This window comes from Anaerocolumna cellulosilytica, from assembly GCF_014218335.1.
Lineage (GTDB): Bacteria > Bacillota > Clostridia > Lachnospirales > Lachnospiraceae > Anaerocolumna > Anaerocolumna cellulosilytica.
Genome location: NZ_AP023367.1, coordinates 3,725,559 through 3,746,423, shown reverse-complemented (window position 1 = coordinate 3,746,423; position 20,865 = coordinate 3,725,559). Strand labels below are relative to the sequence as shown.

The 20,865-nt window shown below is 41.3% G+C and carries 9 protein-coding genes; 8 read left to right on the top strand and 1 reads right to left on the bottom strand.

The window, feature by feature from the left end; genetic code table 11:
- Window positions 1-10: 10 nt before the first annotated feature.
- The 6 genes from acsn021_RS15485 to acsn021_RS15460 are packed head-to-tail and all read left to right on the top strand — an operon-like array spanning window position 11 to window position 13,344.
- On the top strand, window positions 11-1,621 hold the full coding sequence (locus acsn021_RS15485; RefSeq protein WP_184095852.1) for a contractile injection system protein, VgrG/Pvc8 family: 1,611 nt from the start codon (window positions 11-13) through the stop codon (window positions 1,619-1,621).
- Window positions 1,622-1,634: 13 nt separating this feature from the next.
- Window positions 1,635-2,774: a pentapeptide repeat-containing protein gene (locus tag acsn021_RS15480; RefSeq protein ID WP_184095850.1), complete on the top strand. Its 1,140-nt coding sequence runs from the start codon at window positions 1,635-1,637 to the stop codon at window positions 2,772-2,774.
- A gap of 23 nt (window positions 2,775-2,797) precedes the next feature.
- On the top strand, window positions 2,798-3,316 hold the full coding sequence (locus acsn021_RS15475) for an imm11 family protein (RefSeq protein ID WP_184095848.1): 519 nt from the start codon (window positions 2,798-2,800) through the stop codon (window positions 3,314-3,316).
- A gap of 14 nt (window positions 3,317-3,330) precedes the next feature.
- Window positions 3,331-4,803 (top strand): PAAR-like protein, encoded by a 1,473-nt coding sequence (locus tag acsn021_RS15470; RefSeq protein WP_184095846.1) that lies wholly within the window; start codon window positions 3,331-3,333, stop codon window positions 4,801-4,803.
- A 46-nt stretch (window positions 4,804-4,849) separates the two neighbouring features.
- Complete coding sequence (locus tag acsn021_RS15465; RefSeq protein WP_185264902.1) at window positions 4,850-12,838, top strand: RHS repeat-associated core domain-containing protein; 7,989 nt, start codon at window positions 4,850-4,852, stop codon at window positions 12,836-12,838.
- A gap of 14 nt (window positions 12,839-12,852) precedes the next feature.
- Window positions 12,853-13,344 carry an SMI1/KNR4 family protein gene (locus tag acsn021_RS15460; RefSeq protein WP_184096123.1) on the top strand — a complete coding sequence of 164 codons (492 nt, stop codon included), beginning with the start codon at window positions 12,853-12,855 and terminating at the stop codon, window positions 13,342-13,344.
- A gap of 464 nt (window positions 13,345-13,808) precedes the next feature.
- Here the strand turns inward: acsn021_RS15460 and acsn021_RS15455 are convergent, their stop codons facing one another.
- Window positions 13,809-14,027 carry a helix-turn-helix domain-containing protein gene (locus acsn021_RS15455; RefSeq protein WP_184096121.1) on the bottom strand — a complete coding sequence of 73 codons (219 nt, stop codon included), beginning with the start codon at window positions 14,025-14,027 and terminating at the stop codon, window positions 13,809-13,811.
- A gap of 161 nt (window positions 14,028-14,188) precedes the next feature.
- On the opposite strand from acsn021_RS15455, the gene acsn021_RS15450 reads away from it, so the two are divergent.
- Together acsn021_RS15450 and acsn021_RS15445 are read left to right on the top strand one after the other, a co-directional pair.
- Window positions 14,189-14,362 carry a SymE family type I addiction module toxin gene (locus tag acsn021_RS15450; protein ID WP_184096119.1) on the top strand — a complete coding sequence of 58 codons (174 nt, stop codon included), beginning with the start codon at window positions 14,189-14,191 and terminating at the stop codon, window positions 14,360-14,362.
- 158 nt (window positions 14,363-14,520) lie between these two features.
- Window positions 14,521-20,820 (top strand): RHS repeat-associated core domain-containing protein, encoded by a 6,300-nt coding sequence (locus acsn021_RS15445; protein ID WP_185264901.1) that lies wholly within the window; start codon window positions 14,521-14,523, stop codon window positions 20,818-20,820.
- Window positions 20,821-20,865 lie beyond the last annotated feature (45 nt).

Genomic DNA, 20,865 nt, shown 5'->3' with positions numbered 1-20,865 from the left:
GAGGTTGCATATGGAAAAGAAAAATGCATTAAAAGCTGTTGGGGTTAAGAGTGAAAGTAAAGGAATGTTAAAGGCTGTAGAAACTAAAAAGACAGGAAAAGTAGAAGCGGTAAACAGAGCCTCTCATACTATGTCCCGGCTAGCTTCTGTTGACAGACTGTCTGTGAGAGAAAAGACTGAGAAAAATAAGGAAGACAAATCAGAAACAATAACCTATGAAAACTTACTCATCCCAAGTTTTGAACTACTACATCTGGAACAATTTAAAATTGAACAAAAAATAGGACAACATGCCGTTTTGACCTTTTCCGGACGGCTGCCAGAGCATGTCCAGGATATTGTCGTTTATTATACCACAGTGGGATATCAGGTAGATGTATATAATAAAAACGGTGAAGAAAAGGAACTAATTTTCTGCGGTACGGTAACGGATGTACGGGTTGCCAATGAGGGCAGTATCAAAGAGCTTTTTGTTACGGTCTTAAGTAAAACATATCTTCTAGATATCTATAAGGTATCTAAGTCTTATCAAAATACTTCCCTTAGTTATAAAGCATTAATCCAAGGTGTTCTTAAGAATACCCAGGAGGCAAAGGCTATTATTTCGGAGGAGTTAAATAATTCTACAGGGGAATTCATTCTTCAATATAAAGAAACTGACTGGGAGTTTATAAAACGAATGTCAGCAAGAACCTATCTGGGGTTAATTCCGGAAATAACCAGCACTGCGCCCAGATTCTATATAGGTCCCAGAGAGGGAGGTTCTGCAAAGGAGATTGAGGTTCTAGAGTATACTGCCTGGAAAAATATAAAGGAATATCAGATTAATCAGAAAAATTACATTAGTGGTATCAATGAATCCGATTATATTACCTATATCGTAAAAAGCCATGCCTTATTAAAGCTGGGATCAAAAGTAAAATTCCAGAAGTCAGAATATTACGTTAAGGAAGTCAGCGCCCAGATGATAAAAGGTGTGTTGATTGGTACCTATCATCTGTGTAAGAAAAACGGATTAAAGCAAAAGAAATACCATAACATGGAGATCGCAGGTATCTCCTTAAACGGTTCCGTTGCAAGTATTCAGAGAGATAAGGTACAAATTAATCTTGCCATAGACGGTAAAGCAGGAGGAAGTTATTATTTCCCCTACTCCACCATGTCTGCATCCCCAGATGGCAGCGGCTGGTATTGTATGCCGGAACAGGGTGATGAAATCAGAGTTTATTTTCCCAATGAAGAGGAGAAAGAGTGCTATGCTATTAGTTCTGTCAGCAGTTACACTCCGCAGGCAGGTGATGCAAGTGATAGAATGTCAGACCCCAGTGTGAAGTATTTAAGAACTGCGGATAACAAAGAAATAATATTATCCCCATCAGGAATTATAATTAATGCCGATGACGGTAAGGCCATGATTACTCTTGATAATAGCGGAAACATCACTATTAATGGTGCAAAGAGCATTCATGTTACCGCGGAGGAGGATGTAACTATTACGGCAACGAAAAATATTAATTTGTATGCTACAGAAAACATCAGCATTGGAGGACAAAGCGGAACGATTGTCATGGAAAAAGACGGTAACACCAAGATGACCGGAGAGTATATTTTAGAGAACTAGAGGGGGATTATAAATGAACAGGGCAGAGGCTTTGGAACATTTTGAAGAGCATATTGCAGGGGAGGCATGTGAAATTGCAGCAAAAGAATTTCACTGTAGATTTTTACAAAAGAGGGAGTTATATCTTGATAAATTGCAGGAGGGGTTCCGGCAAATTATAGCGTATTTAAAAGATACGAAGGACAATACGCCAATTGGCTATATCCATTTTTCCTATTTACGTGCACATGTACTGGATGGTACCTATCAATGGTACGTGGAGGCGCAGGATGAAAAAGGAGTATTTGATAAAAAGGAGCGTGCTGTAACTCTAAACATGGCAGAATTTTTTGAGCCTCTTGAAACACTGGTGGATATACTTAATAAAAAGCTGCCGGATTATGCAGGAAAGCTAACCCAGTCTGATGTAGAGAACATAAAGCTTCGGGAATTCGGCCGTTATATCGGATATTTTTACATTGGAGGACTAAAAGCGTTTCAAAAGATACGGCAGCAGGAGGTGTACAGGGAGCTTCATAAGACGCCTTTGTTTCGGATTACCCTTGGGGAGCGTAAAGATAAATGCATTATTCTTCATATTGCATTTCCTGAACCGATGGCGGAAGAAGAGGCTCTTACAAAGCTATGTGCAGCACCGGAGGAGAATGGTATGAGTACAGAGGAACTTACCTTTCGTGATTTTTCTGGCTTTCATTTTCAGGAATTGCGGCTTGTATTCAAAAATACAGCGTTTACCTCTTATCAAAAAGTAAGGATGGAAGAGGAAGAGGCTCTCTTTTGTAATTTTATTGGCTGCGACTTTTCAGGAGCAGTAATAAAAAACAGTTATCTCAATGCCTGTACATTTCAAGATACGGATTTTGAACAAGCAGTGATTACGGATACGGTGTTAGCCGCAAACCATTTTGCTGTTACAGAGTATGAAACGGGAAAGAAAATTGCGGCAGGGGTTTATCCTGTTTCCTTTCGGGGAGCAGTACTTACCAATGTGAACTTAACCGGTTCGGATTTAAGACATTGTGATTTTACGGGAGTTACTTTTAAAAATGTAGATTTTACAGATGCCAATGTAACGAGCGCGGTTTTTGATAAGGATATTGTCTTTCAATTAAACCTAACGAAGGAGCAGTTAGATAGTATCTGTGTAAAATAATCAAGGAAAGGATGCTAATGCCAATGAAATATTATAGCATGTCCCAAGACAAGCGTATACATAATGTGTTTGAACTCATCGAATTTCCAGGAAAGGAAGCTGTAGATTTGGACAGCTCTTATGCAGACAGGTTAAAGGATAATACGGCATTGTTTACAAAAGAGACAGAAAACAGTTTGTATCCTCAGATGCTTGATGCCCCTCTAACTATGGTGGAAAAGGATATCTATAAAGTTATCCGTATGTATGACCAAGATGTTATATTCAAAGGCGTTTCTATTATAAACAGGGAAAAGCAGACCAATCGAAATTATTATCTGGCTCTGATTGACAGGCTTGATTGTCTTCATGAAACCAGTGAATTTCATAAGGATAACAGTGTAATAAAGCTGGTGCTTGATAAAAAGAAAGTGAATAATGTACATATATTTAAAATCAAGGGGATATCAAAGAATACGGTTGTAGTATCTATGGATATTGTGGAATCTATTTTACGCAGGGGATGCTTTGGTATCAGTTTTGAAGAAATTGAGTGTAGATAGCAGGCAGATTTATAATGAAAGGTGATGATGATATGGCGGTTCAGGGTACATCCGTTAAAAGTGAAGTAACATCCCAGGAGGAGAGCCTGGAAAAACAGTACAGTTATGTCCTGCATGGAGCCAAAACCTATTGTGAATATGGTTCCAGAACAGCAAGAGTTGTTGTAAAGGAATGCCATGGTACCTATGTTCATGATATGCCGGTTCTCACAGAAGAGGATTGTGAGGCAAAAACGGAAATCCAGATATTCGGATATTGCACCTGTGAGACAAATCCTGACAGGATTGCCAAGATGGAAGAAATACTTGCAAATGTCAAAAAGGAAGATAATTTATTAGACGGTATTATGGATGGGGTAAGTGCCGTTGGAAAAGCAGTAAAAGGTTTATTTGGCAAGGTAATGAGTGTATTCGGAAAGGAAGAAAAGAAAGAAGAACCCGAAGAGCCGGAATTTGCGGAAGATTTAAAACAAAATGTAGTAGTCATGTGTGACCCCCAATTTGCGATTAACGGAAAATGGATTGGAGGTACAGACAAACTTTTACTAAAAGGCGTCCCGGCTCTTAACAGCGGCTGTACTATTACCTGTATCAAATGTGGTGGAAATATTGGTTTAGTGGATGATGGGCAGGAAAATGCCATTAGTGAACAGCAGGGAGCTGTCGATTTTAATGAATGGGAGGAAGGAGACGGTCTACCAAACCTCACAGAGCGGAATATAGAGGGGCTGGCAAAGAATATTGCAGAACTTCAAAATAAAATTGACTCCTGTACAGATCCGGCAGAAAAGGCAAGATTACAGGATGAGCTTAGTTCAAAGCAAGCTCTTCAGACTACGATGAAGGATAATATGTCAATGGTAAGAGAGTTAGAAGAAAACTTACTGTTCTCACCGTATTGTGAGGATATAGGTGGTACTGTTGAAAAGATGGAACAGTCAGGTGACCTTCAGAAGATGATAGAGAACGGACAGCTTAAGGATAGAGACAACAATCCAATTACTGACGTGGAGGGGGCTAAGAAGTATATGACAGAACATCTTACTGCCTCCAATGCAGATATAGATCAAAAACAAAAGGATTTAAAGGTGATTAAAGACTGTTACGCCAATGGAACACCCTGTGTCAAGATGGATGCAGATAAAATGGAAGCAACTGTTACCAGTGCGGTTGAGGAAGTAAAAAGTAACCAAACAAAACGGAACTGGGCGGATAATGGCAATGTACTATTAAAATCAGGTGTCAATCAAAAGGATGTATTTAGCAAGACGGATAACAAAGACGTAGTAGATACGTATTTAAGTGCAAATCAGGACTATTCCATGTCCTATGACAGCTTTGGCGGACAGGCTGTGAATGAAAGCAATAAGAATGACGTGGCATACATTTATTACAATGGTAAATTAATCAGTCAAAACGACTATAAACAGGTAGTTAAGGATTCTGTTGGACAGATTTGCGAAGCGAATAATTATGACTGGGGATGATATTAATGTATACAAGCAAGTGCTTGCATGCGGATAGGAGTCTATTATGAAAATTACCTATAAGGGGCTTATCATTGATTTTCCGTATACCTTAAGCAGCATTGAGGAAGTGGGAATGGAAAGCTGTTTTTGTGAACATCCAATCTTTCATCTGACTGCTGTTATACCGGAAGAAGGAGCCGAAACCTACATAAGCAGTATAACAAGCAATACAACAATTAAAGTAGATATAACTAAAGAAGAAGGAAAGGGAGAAGACCCCTTCTTTTATGGATTTATTGATTCCGTCAATGTGGCAGTGCGGGGTGGGCTTTATATTCTCACCTTACGGGCAGCAGCTTATTCTGCTAAGCTTGACGTGGAAAAGAAAAGCCGTTCCTTCTTTAAGAAGGGTATTACATACCGTGAGATATTTCGTGCTGTCATAAAGGATTATCCCGGAGCTGATATGATTGAGAATATTGAAACCAGCCGTGTGGCAGACTTTCCAATTATTCAGTATCAGGAAACGGACTGGGAATTTATAAAAAGGCTGGCGTCTCTTTTTGAAGCAGTGGTTACACCGGATTGTACCGGAACGACACCAAGATTTACCCTTGGCAGACCGGCTTCTGAGAAGATGATGGAAGCAGAGTCTAGAGAGCTTTCTACTGCAAGGGATTTAAAAGCCTGCATGAAGGATTATTACCAAAGCTTTACCAGTATTTCCATCCCTAAGATGAAAAAAGAGGAAGAGGCACAGAAAAACGGTAATCAAGGGTTTTTAGCCAGCGGTGAAGAGAAAAGCACCATGAATGAGTTGTTTTTCACTACCTTTTCATTTCTTGGAGGACGCTACTTTCCCGTAGGAACCTTGGTAAAGTTAAATCATATCCGCCTTATGGTTACCCATGTAGAAGCTTTTGTGGAAAAGGGGGATTTGTATTATCAGTATATTGTCAGGTGGCCGGAGGCGATACGTGCGAGATATGAGGACAACAAGGCATTGCAAGGTGTCAGTCTGGTGGGAACGGTAAAAAAATGTGTGGGCAATACGGTATCTTTAAACCTTGAGATAGATGAGGATGACGGTTACGACAATGGGAAAGAGGACCATTTCTTTACCTATGCGATTGAATCGAAAGCCTATTACTGTATGCCGGTGGCAGGTGCCAAGATACATCTATACTTTCCTACCGGAAGAGAATGGGAGGCTATTGCAGTTAATTCTCTTCGAAGTGCGGCAGCAGGAGCAAAAAGAGCCGGAAAGACAGAGAATCCCAGGAATAAATCACTAAGCAATGACAGTGGTGTCAGTGTGGACTTAACACCCGCAGCGATTACCTTGACGCCTCATGACGACAATCAAATTAAAATTTCTTTGGGTAAGGATGGTACGGTAAAGGTAGCAGGAAAAAATATTACCATGACCGGAGAGGATATTAACTTTGGAAAAGCACTGGGTGCACCTTTAAGTAAGGATGCCAAGGAGATTATTTGTAAAAGCCTGAGTCTGACAGCAAACGATACTTTATTTATGACCAGATATCAGGGAGGTGGTGCGTTAACAGATATAGTACCGATTGACGACCATTTTACGGCAATCAAGGGAGTAACCCAGCTCTATGCTACAGCCTCTATTCATCATGATACCACAGGTCCCGGTAAACCTCCTGCGGTTTCTTATGATGATGCAGAGCTGGTGGCACAGGAGCAAGCGGCGGCAGAAGAACAAAATCAAAATATTACCAATACCCTGATACAGCGGAAGAAGGAAGCGAGGGCGGCTTTTGGTAAAGGCTTGCTCATGCTGGCAGCAGGTGCAGCTTTAGCAGTAGCCACAGTAGCAACTGGTGGAGCAGCGTTGGCAGTTGTGGCAGCAGGAGCTACCCTATCAGCAGGAGCGACGGCTGGTGTAGTTGTTGTTGGTGTTGGCATGGCGGCATTCGGAGCGGCAGAAATGCATGAGGGTATGAGTGGTAAAGCACTGGCGGAATCCGGTGACTGGTCAACCCCTGCCAATAACTTTATAAAGGACGTCATTCCAGACCCCTACTATACCGTATTAAAGAACGGCTTTTGCATTGCGGGCAGCATCCTCTTTGCAGGGCCAGGGGTACTAATCGGAGGTGCCATTAACACAGCCTTTACCCTTGGGTTTGATTTGATTCCCGATGGCAGGATTGATTCGAACTGGAAGGACTTGCTAAACGACTTTGGAACTGCTTGTATGATTACCAGCCTAACAGGCCCCATTGGCAAGCTTGGCAACTGCGAAAGCATCGTTTCAAAGACTGGTATGCGATTCTTACAGCAGATGGCTTCCGGTACGCTGTATGACTTAGCCTCCGGTAATCTAAGCTTTAAAAACTTTGCCCAGAATCTGGTACAGGAATCCATCAGTTCCTTAGTGTCTGGCAGGATTGGCAATAAGTTCTGGTCAGCAGCCACAGACATTGCACTGGATACGGGACTGGATGCCGGAATGCAGGCATGGGATATTCTGGCGGCAGGAGGCGACCTAAAGACGGACTTTGATTACCAAAGACTGGGACAGACCTTTGTGCGAAGCCTGATTATGAATGCTAAATATTCCTGTGACCCAGTCGATTGTGCCAGAGGTAATCTATTCTATTATAAAAAGGATATCTCCAGTGATGATTTATATGGTGAGTTTTTATTCTCCAGACGGTATGATTCTGTCCTGACCTATGAGGGTGCCTTTGGTACAGGCTGGGTTCACACCTATGAAACCTTTTTAACGGCTCATGATACCTGTAAAATCAGTGCTGTTTTACCGGATACCCATATGGAAACCTTCGTCTTAAAGGAAGGTATAAAGGATGAGCCATCCTGGGAAAATGAAAAGGGTGGCAGCCAGCTCTTTACCCTGACCCATGATTTAGAGGAGGGAAGCTTCTCCTTAGTCTCAAGAGAAGGGGGCAATTACCGTAAATATGTGTATAACAGCAATGGACGGTTAAAAGCCATATATGACGGGGAGTTTGCAATTCCTTATCGGGTAAGCTATGCCCTGGAAGAGTGGTTAGAGGAAGAGGAGGAAGCAAAGGAGAGAGGAGAAGAAGTCTTAAGAAGAAAACCGGACTATTTTGAACTCTCAAAAATCACATCACCGGGAGGGCGAACCCTACGATTTACCTATGAGCACGGGCGGATTGTATCCCTTATCGACCAGGGTAAGAGAAAGGTACGCTATGAATATGCAGATAACCGTCTGGTAAAAGTACATTATCCAAGTATAGGAATTCAGGAATACGGCTATGATGACATGGGACATCTGCTTACGGTAAAAGGAGAGGACGGCAGAGAATTTATAAACAATACCTTTGATAAAACCGGCAGGGTCGTAAAGCAAAGCTATCCGGACGGAAATGATTGTACTATTACCTATGAGGATGAAAAACGGCAGACATTATTTACCTTTAGCGATACCGGCAGAACCGAGCGCTATACCTATGACAGGGAAAAACAGATTATTCGTACGGAGTACGGAGACGGGGTGGAGGAGCACTACGGGTATGATGCCTGCGGCAATCGTATTCTGGAAACCGATAAGAACGGCAACACCACCTACCGCACCTATAATGTATACGGACAGGTAATCGAGGAAAAACAACCGGACGGTCTGGTTACCAGATATGAATACAATGAAAAGAATAAGCTGGTTCGGGTGACGGATACGAACGGTACAAGGATAGAGTATGAATACGATGCTAGACTACATCCTGTTATGGAGAAGGAATACCTGACAGAAGAGACTTATCTTACGACCAGAAAGACCTATGACAGTAAGGGAAGAATGTTAACCAAAACCAACGATTTGGGACATACAGAAACCTATGTCTACGAAGATAAGAGCATTTATCATCCCACCAAATGGATTACAGCAGAAGGAGAAGTATTCACCTATGAATACGACCATGCCGGAAGAAGAAAGACCATTACCTCAGACTATGGAACGGTGGAATTCGGCTATTCAGAAACAGGAGAAGTAAACCGGATTACGGATGCGCTGGGTAATACCACCAGAAAGACCATTGGAGCAACGGGAAATATCTTAAAGGTAGTACCGCCAAATGCCTACCGAGAGTATGAACAGGAGCAGGGCTTTGCCTACCGCTATGATTATTTAGACCGTTTGATTGAAAGCAGAGACCCTTACGGAAGCATTCATGCCTTAAGGCGGGATATGGACGGCAATATCATAAAGGACATCCATCCAAACGGCTATGATATCCTAACCCATGACGGACCAGGCATGGAGTATGTCTATGATAAGCGTCAGTATAAAATAAAGGATATCAATCCGGCAGGAGGTATCAGACGGTATGTAACGGATAAGCAGGGAAATATCGTAAAGGTAATACAGCCAGAAGCCTATGAAAAAGCAATCGAGCAGGCGAAGCAGTTGGTACATCAGGAAATCAACGGAAGAAGGGACTTTTTACAGGGAAAGAGCCGAGAAGAGCATGTGGAGGAACGAGCTGTAGAGGCAGGAGAAGGGATTTCTTACACCTATGACAGCCGGAACCGGTTACAAGAGGTCAGGGATACGGAGGGTACTGTAGTAAGAAGATTCGTATACGATAAAAAGGGAAGACTGGTCAAGGATATCAATGCAGAGGGGTATACGTATGGAGATACGGATGAAGAACGGTATGGAATCCTGTACAAATATAATCATGCTGGCTGGCTGTTAGAAAAAAGAGAACCGGTAGAGATTGTGCGTACGCCTGAGATAACGGCTTATGCGTCAGAGGTGGTTTCTAACGTTAATACCCAAATGACAGAGCCGAAGAAAGGTGCTATTTTATACAACCTGACGGTATACGAATACGATTTGGCAGGAAACTGTGTGGTAGAAAAACATAGCCCGGAAACAGTGTCAGAATCCGGTTATCCCACCAAGTACCATTCCATTTATTTTGAATACGATAAGAGAAACCGTCTGGTTCGTGTGAGTGACAGCCTGGGTGCAGCCATGGAGTATGCTTATGACAGCTTAAACAACCGTACCATGGAGAAAGCCAGAATCAATGAGAATACGTATAAGCTCACCTGGTTTGTTTATGACAAGGCAGGACGGCTTAGTCAGGTAAAAGCGGCAGTAGACTTTAAGGATACCGTAGAAAAAGACAATCCCTACATGGAGAAGGCTTTCTGTATCACAAAGTTTAACTATGATAAGAACGGCAATGTGACAGAGATTCTGACACCGGAAGGGTATGTAATAAAAAGAGACTATGACTTATTAGACCGCATAACAAAAGAAGAACACCTTGATAAAGCAAACGGCATCCACCGTGTGTTATCCTATGAATATGATAAAGCTGGAAATCTTATTAAACAGACCAATACCAAGGGTGACAGCAAGGAATACGTCTATGACTATCGGAATAACCTTATCAAGCAGACCGATGAGGAAGGGAATGTCACCAGATATTTCTATGATAAGAATAACAGCCTGATAAAAGCAGTAAGTCCGGATAATTATAAGGAAGAACTGGATGACGGAAAGGGGACAACCTTTACCTATGATGCCTTTGGACGAATGGAATCGATACGGAATGCCCTTGGATACTTGGAAGAATATAACCAGTATAATAAGGTAGGACAACTAATCCGTAAAGGGGATGAAACGGGGACACTGGTAGAATACCAGTATGACATCGGCGGAAGAATCCAGAGTATTACGACTGGGGAAGTAATACAGGCAAGGGGACAAAGTGACTCTGTAAATCAAAACGTTACCTTAAGCCAGCCACACCAAAACAATCCGGTCAGCCAGTCATTCACTTACGATGCCAGAGGAAATATAACGGGAATAAGAGATGGTGAAGGGAATCGCACCATATACAAACTGGACGATTGGGGAAGAATTGTACGTATCCATAAACCAGATGGAAGTGAAGAACAGTATACCTATGACTATGCCGGAAATATCACCACCACCACAAACGGCAAGGGTGGAATTATAACCTACTGCTATAACAGCTTTAACCAGCTAGGGGAAATCCTAGACCAAACGGGAGAAAAAGAGCAGTTCTTCTATGACAAACAAGGCAGACTGGCAAAACAGATAGACCGAAACCAGAACAGCATTGTCTATAAGTTAAACATAGACGACCAGTTAGTGTATAAGAAGGAAGAAAAGAGTGGTCTCATCTATGGGTACCAGTACAATACAGAAGGGCAGCTGACAGAAGCAACCGGAGGAGGTGTACAGTACCAGTATGATTATACACCAAGCGGAAGTGTAAAGACCAAATATGTCAACCACAAGCTTGCCCTGCAATACAGCTATACCAAGTCCGGCAATGTGGCAGGAATCTTAGATGCAACCGGGAAAAAGACAGAGTATGCCTATGATGAAGTCAACCGTGTGGCAAAGGTAATGGATAACGGAAATCTGCTGGTAACCTATGGTTATCATGTGGATAATACACTGGCACAGGCAAGGTTTTCCAATGGAATTACCACAGAATATACCTATGACAGGGATAAAAATCCAGCCAGTATTACTACCACCACAAGGACAGGAGAAAAGCTCTTTGCCTACCGCTATGCCTATGACTATAACGGAAACCGTATCGTAAAACAGGATATGAGAGCGTTAACGTCAGGGGATTTACAGGGAGTGGGGGATTATGGTAGAATAGGAGAGACAGGGGGACAAGCCCCAATATCCCAAGCCACCACATACACCTATGACCCTCTACAAAGGATAGCCGGAGTAAGCTATGCAGACGGCAAGGAGGAAAGGTTTGCTTATGATAGTGCAGGCAACCGGGCTTTACGAAAGTACGGAAATATAGAGGAAGCCTACCAGTATGACAGCAGAAACCGCCTAACGGAATTAATCCGTAAAGATAGTACAAGAGCAGAAAACAACCGGATTACCCTGTATCAGTATGATAATCAGGGGAATACCTTACTGGAAGAAACCAGAGGATATACAACAAGCCAGATGGTTTTCAATCCTTCCAATTCCATGCCGGAATCAGGTTTTTTATCTAATAAAGAAGGGAAAGAAAGTCTGTTACAAACCAGCCATTATGAGTACGATGGCTTTAACAAGACCAGAAAAGTAACGGTAGAGTACTTTGGAAATGAGAAAGAAACGCCAACGGCAGTCCAGACACAGGAAAACTTCTATGATGCAGAGAATCTAAGATATGGTATCACAGAAAACGGAGAACGGACAAACTTTATCACCAATGGCTGGAAAGTACTATCTGAGCAGGACGAAAGCAACCAAACCACAAACCGTATTGTCTTAGGCTATGGTATTATCGCAAGCGACAGCTTAAAACAGGAGGGGGATACTTACCGATATTTCCACTGGAATGAGCATGGGGACACGGAATATATCACAGATAAGGATGGGCAGGTTCTAAACCGCTATGGATATGATGCTTTTGGATCACTGACAACGGCGGAGGAAATCGTAAGAAACCGTTATACGTATAATGGGGAGCAATACGATGCCATAACCAGTCAGTATTACTTAAGAGCAAGGTTTTATAACCCACAGGTAGCAAGATTCACGCAAGAGGATGTGTACAGAGGGGATGGATTGAATCTGTATGCGTATTGTGCGAATAATCCGGTGATGTATGAAGACCCGAGTGGGTATGATGGTAAGAGTAAGTGTCCAAAGCCTGGGGAACCAGAGGGACAGAAAAAGCAACCAGATGATCAAAGCACTAAAAAGACCAAGACATTGTCAGAGTGGTTATCAGGAGAGCAAGACTTACTTAGTGAGGTTACAGATTGGTATAAAAATAAACCTGAGTGGTGGGGAATTGACCCTGATAGTACAGATGTTTTTTATAGAACAACTGATGAAGTGAACGAAATAAGAAAGAAAGCAGGTGAAAGTGGCGGACATCATCCACATGGTTTGGCATTAGGAGGGCCATTGGGTCAAGAACTTACACACACAGGTGAAACCGCTAAGGTTAAGAATAAAACACATAGTAAAGTAACTGGCTTACAAAGGCGTGTTATTAATAAAATAAAAAAACAACTGTGATATTAGGAGGAACTATGAATAATGAGATCAATAACTTTATAAAGTGGGCATTAGATAACAAGTGGCAATTAATAACTAAAAATGATGACGAGATATTAACTTTAAATGTAAAAATTTTGAATAGATATAAAAATCTCCCTAAAGAGTATTTAAGTTTTTTACAGAAAGTTAAGCAAGGCATATCACCAAATGAAAAATCATGGTTTATTTGCGAAGATGAATTTAATGATACAAGTGGAATAGCATTTAGTTGGAATGAATTTGAATCTATAAGTTTAGAAGCTGCCGAAGATGATGAAGAATGGAGTTCAGATATTACAGAATGGTGGGATAAACATATACCAATTGTTATGTCTGTTGAAAATGGATATACTTTTTATGCCATTGATTTATCAAATGGTGCTGTTGTAAAAGGCACAGAACCTGAATTTGAAGAAACGTTTGCAGTTGCATCTCACTTTGGAGAATTTCTACAAAAGATTAGAGAAGGTACAATTAGGTTTTAATATTCTTGATAATAAGATAAAGGTTATAATTTGGTGAATCTTAAATGTTGTCAATAAAAATAGGGAGGATTTTATAATGCACATCATGTAATTGAGAACAATTATGGTGGCAATCATTCAAGCATCTACAAAAATTTCTAGATGAGCATCAAGGAGATATACATATAAGACAGTCCCCTGTAAGAAAACTGTTTATTTAGAAGAAACGGCTATGATATTTTTTGAGATTAACGAAGGATTTATGCATCTATAGAATTAAATGAGAGTACTCAAAGTAGAATATTTTTTGCTAATGAAGTAATTGCGAATTCTCTTCAAGAGTTTTTAGAAAAGATAGCAGACAGTAATTATTGGAATTGAATTTAATAATATTTTATGAAAGCCGACGGCTTAACCGTAATTTAGTTTAAAAGTATAGGTTTTTATAAGAACTGGCTGGCTTATTTATAAATAAGCCAGCCATATTAAAGTGTATCACGATTGTCAGATCGTCCAAGCAAGTAGTCGGCAGAAACATCAAAAAAATCAGCAAGTTTTATAATCATGTTTGCGTTTGGTGTAACTTTACCATATTCTAATCTCTGGTAATGTTGTTCTGTACATTCCAAAAATGAAGCCATATTTACCTGTGTTAGATGTTTGTCTTTTCGTAATTCTTTTAATCTATCTGAAAAATTAGCCATGAGCATCCTCTTTTAAAAATATTTAAAACGCATTGACAAAACATTATATGTTGTTCTGGTATAATACTTTGTGTATTTACAATATCACAAACTAACAAAAATGTAAAATTGAATTCTACTTTTGTTACCAGTTTATTACCATTTTATAAAGGAGGTTAATCATGGAGAAAAGAAAACATAAAATATACAAAACATTTAAAAAGGATTATGAAAAAAGAATCTATACAGAAATTCCAGAAATCAAATTTAAAGGGCAATGGCTTTTAAGTCATGGATTTACAACAGGTTCAAACCTTACCTTGTATTGTAGTGAAAATCAGATAATTATAAAATGAGAAGAAACTAGTTTGTAAGTATTTTTTCAAAGACTTATAAATATATTTATTAACATAGAACCATTTTCAATAAACCCAAAAAGTAAGAGGAAAGAGTAGTAGAATTAATACTGATGTCATTTAGCTAAAACATTGGATTCATTACTCCTTTCCTCTTTTTGAGTGGTAAAGCACTGGCGGAATCTGGTGACTGGTCAACCCCTGCCAATAACTTTATAAAGGCGGTTATTCCAGACCCCTACTATACCGTATTAAAGAACGGCTTTTGCATTGCGGGCAGCATCCTCTTTGCAGGGCCAGGGGTACTAATCGGAGGTGCCATTAACACAGCCGTTACCCTTGGGTTTGATTTGATTCCCGATGGCAGGATTGATTCGAACTGGAAGGATTTGCTAAACGACTTTGGAACTGCTTGTATGATTACCAGCCTAACAGGCCCCATTGGCAAGCTTGGCAACTGCGAAAGCATCGTTTCAAAGACTGGTATGCGATTCTTACAGCAGATGGCTTCCGGTACGCTGTATGACTTAGCCTCCGGTAATCTAAGCTTTAAAAACTTTGCCCAGAACCTGGTACAGGAATCCATCAGTTCCTTAGTGTCTGGCAGGATTGGCAATAAGTTCTGGTCAGCAGCCACAGACATTGCACTGGATACGGGACTGGATGCCGGAATGCAGGTATGGGATATTCTATATGAAGGCCGTGACTTAAAGACAGACTTTGATTACCAAAGATTGGGACAGACCTTTGTGCGAAGCCTGATTATGAATGCCAAATATTCCTGCGACCCAGTCGATTGTGCCAGAGGTAATCTATTCTATTATAAAAAGGATATCTCCAGTGATGATTTATATGGTGAGTTTTTATTCTCCAGACGATATGATTCTGTCCTGACCTATGAGGGTGCCTTTGGTACGGGGTGGGTTCACACCTATGAAACCTTTTTAACGGCTCATGATACCTGTAAAATCAGTGCTGTCTTACCGGATACCCATATGGAAACCTTCGTCTTAAAGGAGGGTATAAAGGATGAGCCATCCTGGGAAAATGAAAAGGGTGGCAGCCAGCTCTTTACCCTGACCCATGATTTAGAGGAGGGAAGTTTCTCCTTAGTCTCAAGAGAAGGGGGCAATTACCGTAGATATGTGTATAACAGCAATGGACGGTTAAAAGCCATGTATGACGGCGAGTTTGCGATTCCCTACCGGGTAAGCTATGCCCTGGAAGAGTGGTTAGAGGAAGAGGCGGAAGCAAAGGAGAGAGGGGAAGAAGTCTTAAGAAGAAAACCGGACTATTTTGAACTCTCAAAAATCACATCACCGGGCGGGCGAACCCTACGATTTACCTATGAGCACGGGCGGATTGTATCCCTTATCGACCAGGGTAAGAGAAAGGTACGCTATGAATATGCAGATAACCGTCTGGTAAAAGTACATTATCCAAGCATCGGAATTCAGGAATACGGCTATGACAATATGGGACATCTGCTTACGGTAAAAGGAGAGGACGGCAGGGAATTTATCAGTAATACCTTTGATAAAACCGGCAGGGTCGTAAAGCAAAGCTATCCGGATGGAAATGATTGTACTATTACCTATGAGGATGAAAAACGGCAGACAGTATTTACCTTTAGCGATACCGGCAGAACCGAGCGCTATACCTATGACAGGGAAAAGCAAATTATCCGTATGGAGTACGGAGACGGGGTGGAGGAGTACTACGGGTATGATGCCTGCGGCAATCGTATTCTGGAAACCGATAAGAACGGCAACACCACCTACCGCACCTATAATGTATACGGACAGGTAATCGAGGAAAAACTACCGGACGGTCTAGTTACCAGATACGAATACAATGAAAAGAATAAGCTGGTTCGGGTGACGGATACGAACGGTACAAGAATAGAGTATGAATACGATGATAGACTACATCCTGTTATGGAGAAGGAATACCTGACAGAAGAGACCTATCTTACGACCAGAAAGACCTATGACAGTAAGGGAAGAATGTTAACCAAAACCAACGATTTGGGACATACCGAAACCTACGTCTACGAAGATAAGAGCATTTATCATCCCACCAAATGGATTACAGCAGAAGGAGAAGTATTCACCTATGAATATGACCATGCCGGAAGAAGAAAGACCATCACCTCAGACTATGGAACGGTGGAATTCGGCTATTCGGAGACCGGAGAAGTAAACCGGATTACGGATGCGCTGGGTAATACCACCAGAAAGACCATTGGAGCAACGGGAAATATCTTAAAGGTAGTACCGCCAAATGCCTACCGAGAGTATGAACAGGAGCAGGGCTTTGCCTACCGCTATGATTATTTAGACCGTTTGATTGAAAGCAGAGATCCTTACGGAAGCATTCATGCCTTAAGGCGGGATATGGACGGCAATATCATAAAGGACATCCATCCAAACGGCTATGATATCCTAACCCATGACGGACCAGGCATGGAGTATGTCTATGATAAGCGTCAGTATAAAGTAAAAGAAATCACTCCCGCAGGAGGCATAAGACGGTATGTAACGGACAAGCAGGGAAATATCGTAAAGGTAATACAGCCAGAAGCCTATGAAAAAGCAATCGAGCAGGCAAAGCAGGCAGTACAGGAGGAAATCAACGGAAGAAGGGACTTTTTACAGGGAAAGAGCCGAGAAGAGCATGTGGAGGAACGAGCTGTAGAGGCAGGAGAAGGGATTTCCTATACCTATGACAGCCAGAACCGACTACAGGAGGTCATGGATACGGAGGGTACTGTAGTAAGAAGATTCGTATACGATAAAAAGGGAAGACTGGTCAAGGATATCAATGCAGAGGGGTATACGTATGGAGATACGGATGAAGAACGGTATGGAATCCTGTATCAGTATAATCAGGCTGGCTGGCTGTTAGAAAAAAGAGAACCGGTAGAGATTGTGCGTACGCCTGAGATAACGGCTTATGCGTCAGAGTTGGTTTCTAACGTTAATACCCAAATGACAGAGCCGAAGAAAGGTGCTATTTTATACAACCTGACGGTGTATGAATACGATTTGGCAGGAAACTGTGTGGTAGAAAAACATAGCCCGGAAGCAGTGTCAGAATACGGTTATCCCACAAAGTACCATTCCATTTATTTTGAATACGATAAGAGAAACCGTCTGGTTCGTGTGAGTGACAGCCTGGGTGCAGCCATGGAGTATGCTTATGACAGCTTAAACAACCGTACCATGGAGAAAGCCAGAATCAATGAGAATACGTATAAGCTCACCTGGTTTGTTTATGACAAGGCAGGACGGCTTAGTCAGGTAAAAGCGGCAGTAGACTTTAAGGATACCGTAGAAAAAGACAATCCCTACATGGAAAAGGCTTTTTGTATCACAAAGTTTAACTATGATAAGAACGGCAATGTGACAGAGATTCTGACACCGGAAGGGTATGTAATAAAAAGAGACTATGACTTATTAGACCGCATAACAAAAGAAGAACACCTTGATAAAGCAAACGGCATCCACCGTGTGTTATCCTATGAATATGATAAAGCTGGAAATCTTATTAAACAGACCAATACCAAGGGGGACAGCAAGGAATACGTCTATGACTATAGGAATAACCTTATCAAGCAGACCGATGAGGAAGGAAATGTCACCAGATATTTCTATGATAAGAATAACAGCCTGATAAAAGCAGTAAGTCCGGATAACTACAGGGAAGAACTGGATGACGGAACAGGGACCACCTTTACCTACGATGCTTTTGGACGAATGGAGTCGGTACGGAATGCCCTTGGCTATCTGGAGGAATACAACCAGTATAATAAGGCAGGACAGTTAATCCGTAAAGGAGATGAAACGGGGACACTGGTAGAATACCAGTATGACATCGGCGGAAGAATCCAGAGTATTACGACTGGGGAAGTGATGAAGGCAAGGGAATCTGCTAAGACGGAATACTTTGATAAGAGGAATCCTACCTCTACCAACTCGACATCCCCAAGTATAAGTCAGGTACTTCAAAACAATCCGGTCAGCCAGTCATTCACTTACGATGCCAGAGGAAATATAACGGGAATAAGAGATGGTGAAGGGAATCGCACCCTCTATCAGCTGGATGATTGGGGAAGAATTGAAAGCCTTCACAAACCAGATGGAAGTGAAGAACACTATACCTATGATTACGCCGGAAATATCACCACCACCACAGACGGCAAGGGGGGAATTATAACCTACCGCTATAACAGCTTTAACCAGTTAGGGGAAATCCTAGACCAAACGGGAGAAAAAGAGCGGTTCTTCTATGACAAACAAGGCAGACTGGCAAAACAGATAGACCGAAACCAGAACAGCATTGTATACAAGCTGAATATAGACAACCAGTTAGTGTATAAGAAGGAAGAAAAGAGTGGCCTCATCTATGGGTACCAGTACAATACAGAAGGGCAGCTGACAGAAGCAACCGGAGGAGGTGTACAGTACCAGTATGATTATACACCAAGCGGAAGTGTAAAGACCAAATATGTCAACCATAAGCTTGCCCTGCAATACAGCTATACCAAGTCCGGTAATGTGGCAGGAATCTTAGATGCAACCGGGAAAAAGACGGAGTATGCCTATGATGAAGCTAACCGTGTGGCAAAGGTAATGGATAACGGAAAGCTGCTGGTAACCTATGGTTATCATGTGGATAATACGCTGGCACAGGCAAGGTTTGCCAATGGAATTACCGCAGAATATACCTATGATAAGGATAAAAATCCAGCCAGCATCACTACCACTACAAAGACAGGAGAGAAGCTCTTTGCCTACCGCTATGCCTATGACTATAACGGAAACCGTATCTTAAAACAGGATATGAGAGAGTTAAGTGTGGGGGATTTACAGGGAGTGGGGGATTATGGTAGAATAGGAGAGACAGGGGGACAAGCCCCAATATCCCAAGCCACCACATACACCTATGACCCTCTACAAAGGATAGCCGGAGTAAGCTATGCAGACGGCAAGGAGGAAAGGTTTGCTTATGATAGTGCAGGCAACCGGGCTTTACGAAAGTACGGAAATATAGAGGAAGCCTACCAGTATGACAGCAGAAACCGCCTAACGGAATTAATCCGTAAAGATAGTACAAGAGCAGAAAACAACCGGATTACCCTGTATCAGTATGATAATCAGGGGAATACCTTACTGGAAGAAACCAGAGGATATACAACAAGCCAGATGGTTTTCAATCCTTCCAATTCCATGCCGGAATCAGGTTTTTTATCTAATAAAGAAGGGAAAGAAAGTCTGTTACAAACCAGCCATTATGAGTACGATGGCTTTAACAAGACCAGAAAAGTAACGGTAGAGTACTTTGGAAATGAGAAAGAAACGCCAACGGCAGTCCAGACACAGGAAAACTTCTATGATGCAGAGAATCTCAGATATGGTATCGCAGAAAACGGAGAACGGACAAACTTTATCACGAATGGATGGAAAGTACTATCCGAGCAGGATGAAAGTAACCAAACCACAAACCGTATTGTATTAGGCTATGGAATCATCGCAAGTGACAGCCTAAAACAGGAGGGGGATGGCTACCGATACTTCCACTGGAATGAGCATGGAGATACGGAATATATCACAGGGGAAGACGGACAAGTCCTAAACCGCTATGGGTATGATGCCTTTGGTTCATTGACAACAGCGGAAGAAATCGTAAGGAACCGTTATACGTATAATGGGGAGCAATACGATGCCATAACCAGTCAGTACTACTTAAGAGCAAGGTTTTATAACCCACAGGTAGCAAGATTCACACAAGAGGATGTGTACAGAGGGGATGGATTGAATCTGTATGCGTATTGTGCGAATAATCCAGTGATGTACTTAGACCCTAGTGGGTATGGTGCGGTAACATATAGAGATAGAAATATAGAAATTAATGGTGAGAACATTGGTTCTGCAAATTATAGAACTGGAGAGTATTTAAAAATTACTATCAAAAGTAGCGTGACAAAAGATTTGACAAACATAGGAGGTGTTCCTAAAGTTAATAATGATTTTATTGCTAAAGAATTTAATAACAAAAAGCATACTGATAGAGGTAAAAATATAGAAAATATTATTGCTGAAGCTGGAAAAAATCAATATATACAAATTGGAGAAGGATTTAATGGAAAATTTCCAGTGATTGATTTGGCTAATGAAACCTGTGTAATTAGTGTAAAATCTATGAATGTTTATTGTAGTACTTATACTAAAATAGATGCTAATGGGAAGCGAGTAGTTGATATTAATGCGGTTACAGACCAGTTGGCAAAATACTATAATGATATAGAAAATATCAAGATAACGATAAATGGTGAAAGCGTAGATAAGATTTTAGATATTGAATTAAATACAGGTAAAAATGGTCAAAAGCTAAAAGATGAGATTGAGCAGGAATTAAGGAAGAAAACTACTGGGAAATGCAAAATAAATATATAAGTATTAGACATAATACAGTACTAGGTTGTTGTTCTAGTAAAGATA